Source organism: Winogradskyella marina (genome assembly GCF_015645385.1).
In the GTDB taxonomy this organism is placed as follows: Bacteria; Bacteroidota; Bacteroidia; order Flavobacteriales; family Flavobacteriaceae; genus Winogradskyella; species Winogradskyella marina.
Genome location: NZ_JADOET010000010.1, coordinates 17,233 through 33,189, shown reverse-complemented (window position 1 = coordinate 33,189; position 15,957 = coordinate 17,233). Strand labels below are relative to the sequence as shown.

Genomic DNA, 15,957 nt, shown 5'->3' with positions numbered 1-15,957 from the left:
AAAACCAAGAATTCACTGATCCAATTGAATCCAAAAGCGCATTCAATAACACCTGTCATTCCTATGAAGGCAGGAACCCACTAAATCAGAATAAAATCACCTAGTCGTCTGCGGTATTATAAACACTAAAACACTTTAAAAATAGAGTCCAATAATACCTACAGAAACAATAGTATTTCGAATGGTATTGTAAATATTTACTAAATAAATCGACTATGTTGTTGTAAATTTATCGTTTTAACCCAAATTTTTTACTTGAATATATTTATGAATCCTAAACAAATAAAATATTCTATTTTAGACTTAGCCTTAGTCTCTGAGGGACAAACACTAAAACAGACTTTTAATAACGCTTTAAAATTAGCACAACAAGCTGAGCGTTTTGGTTATAAGCGATTTTGGTTAGCAGAACATCATAATGCTGAAAACATAGGAAGTAGTGCAACGTCGGTACTTATTGGCTATGTAGCGCAAGGCACTAAAACAATACATGTAGGTTCAGGTGGCATAATGTTACCTAACCATTCTCCGTTAATTATAGCAGAACAATTTGGTACGCTAGGCGCGCTATATCCTAATCGTATTGATTTAGGGTTAGGACGAGCTCCAGGAACAGACAGAGAAACGGCGGAAGCCATTCGTTCAGACTTTATGCAAGCCGCACATTCGTTTCCAAATGAAGTTAATAAAATACAAACCTTTTTTTCTTCAAAAAATGAAGACGCCAAGGTACGTGCAACCGTAGCCGAAGGAGTAGAGGTACCTGTTTATATTTTAGGGTCTAGTACGGATAGTGCGCATTTAGCAGCAAAAAAAGGACTACCCTATGCTTTTGCTAGTCATTTTGCTACCACACATTTATGGGATGCTATAACTATTTATCGCAATGAATTTCAACGGTCAGAAATTTTAGAAAAACCCTACGTTATGGCTGGCGTAAACATCATTATTGCAGACACAGACGAAGAAGCCGAACGCCTAGCCACCTCATTAATCCGGATGGTTGTAGGCATTTTTACAGGCAGACGCGCAAAAGTGCAACCTCCAACTGACATGACGGAAGACTTGAGAGATATTATGAGAAATCCGCAAGTCCACCAAATGTTGAAGTATTCATTTATAGGTAGTAAATCTAAAGTAAAAGCACAGGTTAAAGAGTTTTTAGAACAAACTAAAGCAGACGAACTTATTGCAGTCACACATTTATATGATATAAATGACAGAATTCGGTCTTATAAATTGTTTGCCGAAATTATGGATGAGTTAAATTAAGAATAACACATAAAAAAACTCCAAATATGTATAGTATTAGGAGTTTTTTTAAAATTATAAACTAAGCGTATTATCTCGTAGTGTCTGCACTAGCACTTTTAAATTTATATGTAATTCCAAAGTTAATCCCAAAAGAAGAATACGGTACTTTTACTGCTAATTCTTTTGACGAGCCCTCATAATTATCTTCTGGTGCAATCTCATCAACATAAGTCGTCGTTTTATTGGTACCTTCAGGTAAGTTATCTAAAGAATAAAACCCTTGTACTGCAGTTGTTCCATCAGGTCTTACAATATCAGTATTAAATTCTACAATTTCAGAATCTTTACGTTTCAAACTAATACCATAATATTCAGCTTCAGCAAAAACACTAAAATTAGTACTTATTGGATATTCATAACCAATAGCAGCAACGAACCCTAAGGGGAATTGACCATGATAGTCTTCTACAAAATTCGTTTCAAAGCTAGATCCAGAAGGAATATCTGTTCCGTAGGCTTGTGATAATCCTGCAGCTTGATCATCAGACATGACCATATTTTGATAAGCAACAGCTTCCGTTTTTCCGCCTAACTTTACTAAAGCCCCTAAACGGCCATATACATTATTATTAAATTTATAAACTAAAGACAGAGCAGCACCAAAAGCACGGGCTCTAGCAACAGCATCAACCTCAACACCTGGTGCATTAATTTCTAATACGGTTTGATCATCACCATATAAATACCCTAAACTTAAATCGGCACCAAAGGTATCATTAAAGAAATACGTTCCTCGTATTTGTGTGTTTAAACCTTCACCATAACTACCATAGGTGTTTTCGGTTTTATTTACAGTTTGTATTTCACCAATTTTCATTCCGGCACTGCCTATGGCATAGCCACCACTAGCCGAAACTTGAAATTGTGCATAAGACGTTAAGCTTAATAATAGCGCTAAAACTACTATAATTGAATGTTTCATAATAAAAGATTTGGATTAAAAATAAGTGAAGATTTAGACTTCAAATAACAATGAAACAAAGGTACTTTATTATATGTTTTTTGCTGTTAAGCTTAACTTAATTGTTCATGTTTTTTACATGCTATATTTATGCATCTCCTAATATCTATGGAAGGACTGGAAGTATTGAATCGATTGAATGAAGGCTAAGTGTTGCTTATTTAATAACTTAAGCTCACACATGTCTAAAAAATCAAATTGAATCCCTTTTTCTTTTAGCACTGATGAAGTCGACTATATACTAATTAAATAATTTTTTTGAAATACCTTATCATAAACCTCTTTACTAAACATATAAAGCTGTGCAGGCTTTTTAGACACGCCAACTTGTTTTTCGTCTAATGCAATGATGTATTTTTTATTTATCAATTTGCGTCTAAAATTTCGATTGTCAATGGTAATTCCTAATATAGACTGATATAAATCTTGAACTTCATTTATAGTAAACTTTTCGGGTAGTAACTCAAATATAATAGGTTCAGATAAACACTTTCCTTTGAGATCTTCATAAGCTTCTAGTATAATTTGTTTATGATCAAATCCCAACTCAGGTAAGGCATCTACAGGAAACCATTGCGCTTGTGAAGTGTTGTTTTTTAAATCGACCTCTTCGGTTTTTAATAGAAAATAATAGGCGATTGTGGTAGTTCTTTCATGAAACTCTGCATTTTTTATCCATATCAAATCTTTTGGGTTGAGCAATCGATCTGGATCACCAAAGGCTTTAAATTGCTTTTTATATTGACCCGTTAAACCTGTTAGTTCCTTTAAGACGCGCGTCGCAGTGTCATCTAACGTTTCATTAGTGTAAACATGATAGCCTGTTAATACATAATCATCAACCAAAACCTCTTTTTTAGTTTCAGATTCTAGGAAACGTTTTATCACTAATACATTTAAAGATTTAGTACTTAAATCATATCCAAACACAACGCAATCAACAGATATATTCAATATTAATTCAGGTTTCATAGGCTTATTTAATTAGAAATAACAGGTTACTTTATGGACGTCTAATATATAAAAAAATAATATTAAACGTCATATTAACACTAATAATTCAAGATTTTAACGATACCAAAACTAACGCTTAAATTATCAATATAGCATACATAATGAATAATTTAACACACATTATTTTATTTTAATTTGGATTTTATCATTTTTTTACTATACATTTGAAAAATAAACGTAAAAATGACGTTTGTAAGTTTTTGACGTTTAAAACGCATCAAATGAAAAATATAGAAAACAATTTGGCAAAGAACAAGGCAAACAAGACAACTCTTAATTTGGGAAACCTTTATTTACCAATGTTATGTTGTTTATTGTTTTTTGGATGTCATGTAATCGCTGCACAAGAAGAAGAAGAAGAAGAGATGGAGACGCAAGACGATTACATGCCATTTAATATGAACGCGCATTTAAAAAACATGCATACCTGGCATGGGTTTGTTGTCCACCCAGGCGCCATGTTTGCAACAAGTTTAGAATATAATTCACGTAATTCTAAATTGACCATAGGATTGTGGGGCGGAGCGGGTTTAACCACTATTGATGTTTTAAATAGTAATACAGGTGACTATGTTAGTGCTAATTATCAAGAGTTATCGATATATGCAAAGTATCGGTTTTCAGAAAATGTCTTTATTGAAGCAGTTTCACATAATAATTTTACAGGTGTTGAAGAAAGAGGTGATAAATTACGCTATTGGAGTTACGATAGGGATCAAGGCTACAATTTTGTAGATTTAAACTTTGGCCTTAATGTTTCTAAACATACAGCGTTATATTTTGCAACAATTCTTGGTGGAGGTTCAGGAGATTATGAAATTCAAGATAATGGCGATTTAGAAAACTCTTGGACTCATTATTTAGAAATAAAAAGTAAAGTTTGGGAGAAAGACGATTATAAACTATCGCTTTTTGTCGGTGGTGCATGGTCTTTTATTACAGACAAAACGTTTTATACAGAAGGCCAAGGCAACATTGTTAATGTAGGCGCTGCTTTAAATAAAAATATCAATTTAGGTAAAGTGAAAATTCCTGCAGAAGTTACAGCGATGTGGAATCCCGAAAAGCAAAAAACGGTCTTACAATTAGATATCACAATATTTTAAAACATAATAATGACTGCTCTTTATACTAGTAAAAACAATATCGGCTAAATTCAATACATTATATTATGGACACATCCAATAATTTTCAACAGTTCCAAAACTTGGAAGCAGAACAGCTACCAATTGCCAAAAATAAATTGCACAATTGGACGCATTTTGCAGGAATTTATGCCGCTGAGCATGTGGCAGCAACTGAGTTTGTTATTGGTGCAACCTTTGTAGCCTTAGGAGCTACAACCAAAGATATTTTATTAGGCTTGTTAATTGGTAATATCTTAGCCGTTTTAAGCTGGACCTTTATTACATCTCCTATAGCCGTTGATACGCGATTAAGTTTATACACGTACCTCAACAAAATTGCTGGAGACGCTATGACCAAATTATATAATTGGGCGAATGTCATTATTTTTACCGTGATTTCTGCAGCTATGATTACCGTATCAGCTACAGCAGTACGTTTTGCTTTTAATATTCCGGCACAACTCAATTGGTATCCCACCAATTTATGGTTTATAGTAATCGTTTTAATTGTAGGTTCGGTTGTGGTGTCTATTGCCATATATGGTTTTAAGGCCGTCTCTGATTTTTCTGGGATCTGTGCTCCATGGTTATTCGTCATGTTTACTTGTGGTGCTTTTGTCCTTTTACCAGCCTTATCATTAGAAGTATTAGGTAAAACCATACCTAGTGGGTGGAGTGACTTTATAAGCTTAGGTGATCAATCTATTTGGACAGGCATTAACAGTGATGGAGAACCTGGTATCGGTTTAACGGAAGTGATTGGCTTTGCTTGGGCTGCCAATACCATTACGCACTTCGGACTTATAGACATGGCCTTGTTTCGCTTTGCTAAAAAGAAAGCTTACGGATTAACCACCAGTACAGGAATGATGTTTGGACACTATGTCGCATGGATTTCTGCCGGAATTATGGGCGCTGGAGCAGCCGTTATCATTGGGAAGTCTATTGTAGAACTCGATCCAGGTGATGTAGCTTATTATGCCTTAGGATGGTCTGGCTTTGTAATTGTTATTGTAGCAGGTTGGACCACTGCGGTTGCAAACCTTTATAGAGCTGGTTTAGCAGCGCAAGCCATATTCAAAAATCATTCGCGTAAAAAAACCACCATAGCTGTTGGTTTAGTGACCATGGTAGTCGCTTGTTTTCCTTTTGTATTCTCTCAAATATTACCCCTACTTACTTATGCTGGTTTATTAGTAGTCCCTGTCGGAGCGATTGTATTTGCTGAACATCAAATATTCCCTCGTATTGGTTATACACGTTATTGGTTGCATTATCGCCAATTAACCGTGAGCAAGCCTGCAATCGCTTCTTGGGCACTTGGTCTAGCATTTGGGTTTGGACTAAACACATTAGATGTAATGTCTTTCTTTTACCTATTTATACCCACTTGGATTTTCACCATAATCGTGTATACGCTGTTAGCGAGAAAATATGGTGCTAAAGACAAATACCCTGAAGCTGAAGAAAAAGAAAGCATACGAAACGTAAACATCTCAAAATTTCAAGAACAACAAGCAGAAGCAGAGCAGGTGATTATTAAAGACACCTCAATAGGTACTAAAGTATTAAAAAGTATATCTTTAATAGCATTACTCATCACAGTAGTCTTAGCGTGTATTGTGTTATTCGGAAGTGCCGATGAAGTGATATACACGCAAAACAGAGATGTCTTTTATAAATATGCCTTCATCTGTACCTTAACTTATTTTATTACGGCCTATTGGGCACTTCAACGTGGAAAAATCAAAAACACCTAAATATCATGGAACATATAGTCGAACTTAAACAAGAGAATTTAGCAGAAATTGCAAAACGAATACCTTGTCCAACCTATGATAGAAGTCAATTAAAAACTGGCATCGTTCATGTAGGTATTGGTGGATTTCACCGCGCACACGAAGCATTTTATACCGATGAACTATTACATGATGAAGCTAGTAAAGATTGGGGAATCTGTGGTGTCGCCTTATTAGACTTTGATACTAAAATATATAACACATTAAAAAAACAAGACGGTTTATACACCTTAATCGTAAAAGAACTCGATGGCACATTAACCAAACGCGTTATTGGATCTATAACGGAATGCTTATTTGCTCCTGAGAATCCTATTAAAGTGATTGAGAAAATGGCGAGTCCTGACGTTAAGATCATCACCTTAACGATTACAGAAGGTGGATACAATTATAATGAAGCGACCAAAGAATTCGACTTTAGCAATCCCTTAATTCAACACGACTTAAAACACCCTGAAGCTCCAAAGACGATTTTTGGTTACCTCACACAAGCTTTAAAACTGAGAAAAGAACGCGGTTTAAAAGGTTGCACCATTCAATCTTGCGATAATATTCAAGGTAATGGTCACATGACCAAGAGAATGTTAATGAGTTATGTGAATACGGCAGAACCTGAATTGTTAGCATGGATTGAAGAGAACGTCTCATTTCCAAATGCTATGGTCGATAGAATTACACCTGCCACATCAGCCTTAGATATAGAATTACTAAAAGAAACGACTGGGATTGATGATGCTTGGCCTGTGGTTTGCGAACCGTTTAAACAATGGGTTATTGAAGACGATTTTATAACAGGACGACCAGCTTGGGAAACCGTTGGTGCACAATTTGTTGAGGACGTCGTGCCTTACGAAAAAATGAAATTAAGCTTACTCAATGCAGGCCATTCTGTGTTAGGTATTCTTGGGGCATTATATGGCTATTCAACCATTGATGAAGCCGCTAGTAATGCCGATATCAGTTCATTTTTAAGAATCTATATGGGTAACGAAGTCACACCAACCTTAGGTGATTTAGAGGGTGTGAACCTAAAAAATTATAAATTCTCTTTAATCCAACGTTTTGGAAACACGTATATAAAAGACCAAATTGAACGTATTTGCTCACAGAGCTCTGCTAAAATCCCCATATTTATTTTACCAACCATCAACACTCAATTAGAGACAAAGGGATCTATAGATCATGCGGCTTTTATAATTGCGGCATTCGCCATATACAGTGTTGGCGTCAATGAATTTGGCACGCAACTGATGATTAAAGATGCTATGGAAAACGTTTTGAATGAAAAAGCCATAGCCTCTAGAGCGCATCCAAAAGCATTTCTTGAAATTGAAGCCATATTCGGATCGCTTAAAGACAATACAACATTTGTAGCAGCGTACACTAAGGCCTATCAAAACATTGTTCAAAACGGTATTGAAAAGGCGGTAAAGGATATTAATAGTACTATTTTAAACGAAATTTAAATGAAAAATATAGTTTGTTTTGGTGAGGTGCTATGGGACGTATTCCCAACGCATAAAAAAATTGGAGGAGCACCACTAAACGTTGCGTTACGATTGCAGTCCTTTGGTAACAACGTTTCTATGATTACGCGTATAGGTATTGACAAAAAAGGTAATAAAATTAAGACCTATATTCAAGAACATGGCATAAATACAGATAACCTACAAATTGACGACAGCTTTAAAACAGGAAAAGTAAAAGTGATGTTGAATGAAAAAGGGTCGGCTTCTTATAATATTATGTATCCAAGAGCATGGGATAATATTCAGCTTACCGAAAGCGCCATGGAAACAACAGAACTCGCAGATGCTTTTGTTTTTGGAAGTTTAATTGCTAGAGATGATGTATCAAGGCATACCTTGTACGAACTCTTAAAAGTGGCGTCCTATAAAATTTTTGATGTCAATTTAAGAGTTCCTTATTATACTATTGACGTTTTAAACCATTTAATGAATGAGGCCGATTTCATAAAATTCAACGACGACGAAATATTTGAAATTGGCGAAAAGTTAAACTCTAAAACAAATGGCTTAGAAGAAAATATGCAATTCATTGCAAAACACACCAATACCAAAACCATTTGTGTCACTAAAGGGCGTCATGGTGCTATTTTGTATTACAACGATACGTTTTATTACAACAGTGGTTACCATATTAATGTGGTAGATACCGTAGGTGCTGGTGATTCTTTCCTTGCATCTTTGATTAGTAAATTAATTAATAAACACGATCCTCAAGAGGCGATAAACTTCGCTTGTGCCATTGGAGCTTTAGTGGCAGGTAGCGAAGGAGCCAACCCTAAAATATCCCAAGAAGATATCGCAAAATTTATGAACCCTAACTAGTATATTTTGTGATAAATAGTTGATTAATAGCAATTCAATTATTAAAAGCTTTAAGATTTTTCTTAAAGCTTTTTCTTTTTTATAAGAGAACGAAAAGCCCTAGTTCTTAACGGATTGTAGCTAATACTTTAGTCATACAAACATCCTAACCCTTCTTATAATAACACATCAAAGACAACCGCGTCAGTTCGCGTTCTTAATTGGAGTAATCGACCTTAAAAATTAAATAAAAAAAAGCCAGCTGAATCGTTATTCATCTGGCTTTTTAAATACAGTAAGAATATAAGTATTACTTAGACATCACACGTTTTACAATTGTGCCTTCACTGGTTATAAAGCGTACAAATAAGACTTTATTATTTTGAGACTCGGTTGATAAATCAACGGTGATAACCGAATTGATATCATCCTTACTAATCGTATGTGTTAGGCGTTTTAATAATCGGCCGCTAATATCAACAACTTCAATAGTGGCATTAGCATCTAGAGTAGTGCGGTATTTTAAATTCAACGTCCCATTAAACGGAACTGGGTAAGTTTCTAAACCAAAACTACTTCTATAAAAAGGGCCTGCTGCTGCAACTCCATCACAAGCATCTCCTATACCATTACCATCAGAATCCGTCTGATCTGGATTATAGGCATAAATACAATTATCTACACAATCCGCAACACCATCTCCATCAGTATCAGTAAACCCTTCATCGATAACTCCGTCTCTGTTATTATCAATCCCATCGCAAATTTCTTCTATTTCTGGTTCGTCACAAACATCTCCAATACCATTGCCATCTAAATCAGCTTGATCAGGATTGGCTACTTCAGGACAATTATCAATACAATCCGCAACACCATCTCCATCAGTATCGGCAAAGCCTTCGTCTATAACACCATCTCCGTTATTATCAATACCATCACAGATTTCTTCAGACGGTGTTGGCGGAAAACCTATAGTCGTATCAAATATATAAGGGTGAACTTCTCCTGAGTTCTGCTCAAAAGCTTCAACAATAATCTGGCCATCGATATTAAAATTACTTCGGTTATTAAAACGAGCACTTGGTGCGTAAATAGTGCCGTAAATTTGGGATCCTCCGGTATAATTAAGAGTGGAGTTAACATCTGCAAAATTGTACAAAATATAAGGAGCATAACTTAACGGCCCTCCAACAATATTAGGCCAACTGTGTAACGTAACCACATCCTGATCTGCACTCACAACAGTAATATTAACAATGAACGGAGTCGTTTCTGAGGGCACTAAGCCATTAAACTTAATCTCACTAAAACTATTAAATTCGTCAACCGTTAAATTAATGACGTTGGTGGCATTCGGAATTAAATCAACCCATAATTTACCCTGACTAAATGCATTTGAATTCCAAGATACATTGGTAGATAACGTACTTAAATAATCTGAAACCGCTGTAAACTGGTTAAATGCCGCGGCAAAATCTATTTGAGGATCAGCAGCAATAGAGGTAGAGGGCTGTGGAGTGGAAAGCGCAATACTTGGTGTACTATCAAAATGGCCTCCTAATGGAGTAATTCGTGTATTACTGATCACATTGTTTTGGTCCACTTCAAAAATAGTACTCGTAGACAAATCTCCGATCTTAATGTAATTATGTTCTAAAACTTGTAGTCGACCAGAAACATAATTGACTTTACCGTTTACCACCAAAGCCGTAGGTTGTGTATCACCATTATAATACGTGTTACCACCAAAGATATTCAGTGTACCATCTAAGGTTAAATCGCCTCCAACGGCCCATGAGCCTTCAGATTCTGTTTTAATAGCGATAGCATCACCAGAGGTAAATACATTAAAATTTGTAGCGGCTGCTGTGGGATTTACGGGATCAGACTGTGCGTTTAGAGGCTTGCTAACATAAAAAAAGAAATAGCAAACAACGAAACTAAATAGTAGTTTTTTAATTTCCATAAAATAATATTTGTAGGTTAAGTATAACAAAAATAGCATTTTAAGTATCAATTACGTGTCGTTCATCGAAAAGTGACCTGCAGTTCATCGAATAGTCGCAGCGTTGTTAAAATTGAACACTCTAAAACAATTTGTTTTTAATCTAAAGCTCAACCACAGCAGGTTTCGCTTTCACAAAATAAGAAAAAAGAAAGCCTCCTTTTCAGTCGGGATGTATCGAGAACCATCACGTCAGTTCGAGTGTTTCTTAGTGAGAAGCGCAACGAAACATTAAGAAATGTATCGAGAACTCTCAATAATAAAATTTAGCAATCATTAAAAAAACCAACTGTCCGTTCGAGTGTCCTGACGTTTTTGTCAGAATGTATCGAGAAACTCCACGTCAGTTCGAGTGTCCCGACCTTTTTTGGTCGGGAAGTATCGAGAACCAACTAAAAAGCATTTTTGAATTGCAATGCTGAAAGTATCAATAAAAATAGGATTACAAATAAAAACCTGTCATTCCTGCGAAGGCAGGAATCCAGATCCTATGCAGACTTTAGAGATAGCGCCTACCGTTTCGCTTTGATTTTTGAGTTGGAGCGATTATCAAAAATAGCGCCGAAAAGCGCAGGTTTTAAATATTAAATTATGGGATGCGTGGAGGCGTAGAATAACATAGTTAAAATAATATAGTAATGCATAAACCTTATTATATTTATTATCCAAAAAAAACATGACAAGCAACAAATGCTAAAACCGATAAAATAATACCAAATAAAAAGATATTGAATGATTTTCGAAGCAACTTAAATTTACGATCAATCGTTTTTCCTAAATGATACGTGTCTTTGGCAATGGTTTTATAAAGTTCATCGCCTTCATTCATTAAGTTAGTAACACTATTAACGTATTCATCCTGTTCCATATCTTGAAAATTACCGTAAAACATCAAATTGTTCGCATCACTTTTTCCATGCACTAATTCTGGACGGGTTGCAAAAATGGCATAAGCAATAGAGGCTAAATTGGTGAATAGTATCATGATTATAGGATAAATAAGATGCGGGTCGCTACTTAATTGTCCCATAACAGTTCCTAATATCAATGATAAAATTAAAGCATTAATAGATATTAAAATGTTAGACTTTGTATCGATCATGGTATTCAAGGTATATTGGTTTTTAGACAATAACCTAAATAATGTTTCTACACCACGTTCAGACCTTGGTGCTACTTTAGCCAATTTCTTTTTTAATTGCTTTAAGGCGTCTTTATCAATATTTAACTCGTCCATTAAATATTTGTCTTCTGCTTTTTCTTTTGATTTATTGCTCATAGTAACGTTTTATAAATTTGATGTTGCGAAGACGCACTTAAGTCATCTTTAGCAACATAATTATTGGTTTGATTAGCATCTATAACTCTTGATTTTACAGTATCGTTTAATTGCAATTCTAATACTTCTTTTAATTTTAAATGAATATCCCGATCCAAAATAGGGATTATAACTTCTATTCTATGGTCTAGATTACGAGTCATCCAATCGGCAGAACCAAGAAACATTTTTTCTTTTCCGTTGTTGCCAAAAACATAGAGTCGTCCATGTTCTAAAAACCGATCTACAATACTGGTTACAATAATGTTTTCACTTTGATTTTTAATGCCCGGAACCAAACAACAAATCCCACGGATCAGCAGTCTTATTTTTACACCTGCACAGCTTGCTTTATAGAGCTGCTTAATCATTTTAGCATCCTGAAGGCTATTCAACTTTAAAATGATATAGGCCGTTTTCCCTGCTAATGCATTTTTAATTTCTATATCTATGAGTGCTTTAAAATGACGTCGTGTTGTAAATGGGGATATTAAAAATTGCTTTGATTTTGGAATTATAATTTGTCCTTCTAGTATCTGAAATACTTGAGAAAGTTCTTCTGTTATTTTAGGGTTTGCTGTCATTAACCCAAAATCAGTATAGATTCTTGACGTTTTTTCATTAAAGTTACCCGTACTGATATATCCATAAGCACGCGGTGCATTTTCTTCAATACGCTCTATATATAAAATTTTAGAATGTACTTTTATACCTGGGTAGCTGTAAATAACATTCGCCCCATTTTCTTCTAATATTTTTCCCCATTTAATATTATTTTCTTCATCAAAACGTGCTTTGGTTTCAATAAATACAAATACATCTTTTCCGTTTTTAGCTGCATTTATAAGCGCTTTGGCAACCTGAGAATCGTTCGATATGCGATATAAAGTAATTTTAATTTTTAAAACATTAGCATCATTAGAGGCTTCGTCTAACAATTGTAGCACCGGCCGGTAAGATTGGTAAGGAAAACACAACAGCCGATCTTTAGCTTTAATGGCCTTGAACATGCTAGAATACTCATCTAGTGCCTTATTTGATAATGGGGGAAGCTCTAAAAAAGACAAGTTTTTAGAGGTTGGATTAGGGAAACCAAACAGGTCTTTAAAACTATGATATGTACCGCCTTTTATAATATCTGTCTCATTAATATCTAAAACTTCATGTAACTTTAATTGTAGTTTGTTTGGGGTCAACCCATCAATTAAAGCTCTTGTAACTTGACCACTAACTCTATTAGGTAAAGCATTTTTAATCTTATCTAACAAATTACCAGAATATTCATTGTCTATATACAACTCAGCATCTCTTGAAATTTTTATACTATAAAAATCTTGCTTATAAATCGTTTTAAGATGCTGTTTTAAAATATCGTCTACAAATGTTATACAGTGTTTATTATTTGCCGAAGGAAGTACCACAAATCGAGGTGAGTTCTCATTGATTTTTACCCAAAGTAGCATACCATCTTCCATTTGGGAAACTAAATACAGGGCTTCATTTTCAAGAAAAGGTTTGTTTTTACTAAAGTTTAAAGACTGTGAAGGCTGAATATGTTCTTCATAATACGTTTTACTAAAAGCCTGCTGCTCTTCGTTAAACGCTTTATAAGATAATAGATTAATACCTTCGTTTTGTAAGGCCGGAATAATTTCGGTAAAAAAAACACGTCCAAATTCTTTTTGTTGAAGATCAACTTGCTTCTTAATTTCTCTTAATAATTTATTTGGCTTGGTAATTAAACGCTTTCTAAGTGGCTTATCTAACTGCTTTATTTTTCTAATATCTGAGACTCTAACTTTAAAAAACTCATCTAAATTAGAAGAAAATATAGCCAAAAACTTAATACGCTCATACAATGGATTCCTTTGATCTGTGGCTTCTTGTAGTACGCGATGATTAAACCGTAACCATGATAAATCTCTATTATAATAGTCCTTTTTATTCAGCATTATTCTTAAATTTTAAATCTAATTCCTGTTCTTAAATATAAGGCATTTGAACTATCTAGTTCTAAAATATCATCTTTGTTTTTAGCTCTTAAATTCACAGAATTATTCAAAATATACGAGGCTTTTGCATAAAACTGTATGTGTTTTGAAACATGATATTCATATTGTAACCCACCTAAAACTAAAGACATATTAATACTTTTGGCCTCTAAAGTATTATCTATAGGGACACCACGTTGTAGATTGGCTGTAAAACCATCGAGCTCTGCATACAATTTAAATCGGTGTTTACTAGAAGCATGATATTGAAAATTGGCTTTTGGAATCCCAATATTATAGGACCATTTGGAATGAAACTTTTTATAATAACTAATAAAAGGTAAGGGGAAAGGGTAACCTCGATTTCCAGAGTAGGAAGCTCCTAAAATAAGTCTCCAAGGTTTTTTAACAGCCTTATCCTTGGTCTTATCTTTAATAAAAACAACATCTCCAGAGATGATAACATCTTCTAAACTTAAATCATTAGCCGTTAAATTAGAACTAAAACCTGGTGTTAATTGCACCCCCAAACGCCAATCATTGTTTAAAAGTGTAGTATAACCAATATTAAAATCTAGCAATTGAAAATCACCAATCGTTTCTTTATCAAAAGAAGGATTATCATCCATTACAAGCTTTATATTAGAATAATCTAGACCTAATAACAGATAAGAGCCTTCTTTTTTTAGGGCAATAGGGTAGTTAAATAATCCACGTATACGACTATATTCTATATTCGAGTTTCCTCTAGGAAGAATGGTGTAATCAATTTTAGCCAAATCGCTTAATTGGGCGAAACTAAAATTTGTAATACAAACAACACATATTAAATACGCATATTTAAAGTTTTTCATTTTTATTTATACAATTTCTTTACAATTTTACCAATACTCAAACCTTGAACAATAATTGAAAATAACACGATAACATAAGTGATATGAAGTATTAAACCTCCCGAAAGCGCTTCCGTTAGACTTAAGGCTAAGGCAATGGAAATACCTCCACGTAGGCCTCCCCAAGTTAAAACAGCAATCGTTTTAATAGGTTTTTTTTCTTCGTGTTTTAATAATGAATACGGTAAAAACACCGAAACAAACCGTGCAAATAGCACAATTATAATGGCCACGACACCTAATAATATATAGTTAGTATTAAAATCTAATAGGTGCATAGCAAGCCCAATAAGAACAAATAAAATACCATTAAAAACATCATCTAAAATTTCCCAAAAAGAATTGATCGCTTTTTGTACTGGGTTTTTATTTTCACTAATATGTATTTTGTTTCCTATAAACAGACCAGCAACGACCATGGCTAGGGGTGCAGATATATGCAGCATAAATGCGCTCGATGTTCCGCCCATAACTATAGCAAGTGTAATCATTACAGCTAACTGTGGGTTGTCCTTTAAAGATTGTATACATTTTAAGCCTAGAAAACCAATGAGTAATCCATAAAGTAATCCGCCAACGGCTTCTTCTAGAAACAAGGTTCCTATTTCTCCACCTATTTCCGCAGAACTGTGTTCTCCTGTAGCCGTAGCAATTAATAATATACCTGAAAAAACAACAACACCAATACCGTCATTAAACAGGGATTCTCCTTCTATTTTTATACCCAAACTTTTAGAGATGTTTGCCTCCTTTAAAATAGCCATTACGGCAATGGGGTCCGTAGGTGAAATTAAAGCACCAAATAAGAGGGCATGTAAAAACGGTAGTTCTAAACTAAATAATTGTGCACCCAAAAATACTAAGCCACCAACTATAAACGTAGAGATGAGAACTCCTAAAGTTGCAAATAGAAAAATTGATTTTTTTTCTTTGTTAAGGGCTCCTAAATTAACGTGCAATGCACCTGCAAATAGTAAAAAACTTAAAATACCATCGAGTAACAATGTTTTAAAATCTGCGTTGACAATAATGTCACAAAAGAATTTATAAAATTCAGGAAAAATAGTTTCACTGAACGTTATAGGAATCATTAAAAGTAGACTCAGAATCATTAATCCAATCGTGGTTGGTAGTTTTAACCACTTATAATTAACGTAGTTAAAAAGTGCTGCTAGGGTAAAAATTATACTGAAAGATTCGAACAT

General features: G+C 34.4%; 12 protein-coding genes. 5 read left to right on the top strand and 7 right to left on the bottom strand.

Annotated elements, in window-relative coordinates:
* Positions 1-267 precede the first annotated feature (267 nt).
* The gene (locus ITJ86_RS11935; protein ID WP_195871875.1) at positions 268-1,272 is read left to right on the top strand and encodes an LLM class flavin-dependent oxidoreductase; all 1,005 of its coding nucleotides are present in this window, start codon (positions 268-270) and stop codon (positions 1,270-1,272) included.
* A gap of 70 nt (positions 1,273-1,342) precedes the next feature.
* Here ITJ86_RS11935 and ITJ86_RS11930 read toward each other — a convergent pair whose 3' ends face one another.
* Together ITJ86_RS11930 and ITJ86_RS11925 are read right to left on the bottom strand one after the other, a co-directional pair.
* Positions 1,343-2,236, bottom strand: coding sequence for an outer membrane beta-barrel protein (locus ITJ86_RS11930; protein WP_195871874.1), 894 nt, complete (start codon positions 2,234-2,236; stop codon positions 1,343-1,345).
* 273 nt (positions 2,237-2,509) lie between these two features.
* Complete coding sequence (locus tag ITJ86_RS11925) at positions 2,510-3,247, bottom strand: NUDIX hydrolase (RefSeq protein ID WP_195871873.1); 738 nt, start codon at positions 3,245-3,247, stop codon at positions 2,510-2,512.
* A gap of 263 nt (positions 3,248-3,510) precedes the next feature.
* On the opposite strand from ITJ86_RS11925, the gene ITJ86_RS11920 reads away from it, so the two are divergent.
* The 4 genes from ITJ86_RS11920 to ITJ86_RS11905 all read left to right on the top strand — a co-directional run bounded on the left by ITJ86_RS11920 (position 3,511) and on the right by ITJ86_RS11905 (position 8,566).
* On the top strand, positions 3,511-4,395 hold the full coding sequence (locus ITJ86_RS11920) for a hypothetical protein (RefSeq protein WP_195871872.1): 885 nt from the start codon (positions 3,511-3,513) through the stop codon (positions 4,393-4,395).
* Positions 4,396-4,460: 65 nt separating this feature from the next.
* Positions 4,461-6,176 (top strand): purine-cytosine permease family protein, encoded by a 1,716-nt coding sequence (locus tag ITJ86_RS11915; protein ID WP_195871871.1) that lies wholly within the window; start codon positions 4,461-4,463, stop codon positions 6,174-6,176.
* A gap of 5 nt (positions 6,177-6,181) precedes the next feature.
* Entirely contained in the window at positions 6,182-7,681 is a 1,500-nt protein-coding gene (locus ITJ86_RS11910) for a mannitol dehydrogenase family protein (RefSeq protein ID WP_195871870.1), read from the top strand.
* Positions 7,682-8,566, top strand: coding sequence for a carbohydrate kinase family protein (locus ITJ86_RS11905; protein WP_195871869.1), 885 nt, complete (start codon positions 7,682-7,684; stop codon positions 8,564-8,566). It abuts the gene before it with no gap.
* Between the two features lie 289 nt (positions 8,567-8,855).
* Here ITJ86_RS11905 and ITJ86_RS11900 read toward each other — a convergent pair whose 3' ends face one another.
* The 5 genes from ITJ86_RS11900 to ITJ86_RS11880 form a co-directional block, all read right to left on the bottom strand.
* On the bottom strand, positions 8,856-10,511 hold the full coding sequence (locus tag ITJ86_RS11900) for a collagen-binding domain-containing protein (protein ID WP_195871868.1): 1,656 nt from the start codon (positions 10,509-10,511) through the stop codon (positions 8,856-8,858).
* A 700-nt stretch (positions 10,512-11,211) separates the two neighbouring features.
* Positions 11,212-11,829, bottom strand: coding sequence for a Pycsar system effector family protein (locus tag ITJ86_RS11895; protein WP_195871867.1), 618 nt, complete (start codon positions 11,827-11,829; stop codon positions 11,212-11,214).
* On the bottom strand, positions 11,826-13,820 hold the full coding sequence (ppk1, locus tag ITJ86_RS11890) for a polyphosphate kinase 1 (RefSeq protein WP_195871866.1): 1,995 nt from the start codon (positions 13,818-13,820) through the stop codon (positions 11,826-11,828). The genes ITJ86_RS11895 and ppk1 overlap by 4 nt, the downstream gene beginning before the upstream one ends.
* 5 nt (positions 13,821-13,825) lie before the next feature.
* On the bottom strand, positions 13,826-14,713 hold the full coding sequence (locus ITJ86_RS11885; RefSeq protein ID WP_195871865.1) for a DUF6268 family outer membrane beta-barrel protein: 888 nt from the start codon (positions 14,711-14,713) through the stop codon (positions 13,826-13,828).
* Between the two features lie 2 nt (positions 14,714-14,715).
* The gene (locus ITJ86_RS11880) at positions 14,716-15,957 is read right to left on the bottom strand and encodes a cation:proton antiporter (RefSeq protein WP_195871864.1); all 1,242 of its coding nucleotides are present in this window, start codon (positions 15,955-15,957) and stop codon (positions 14,716-14,718) included.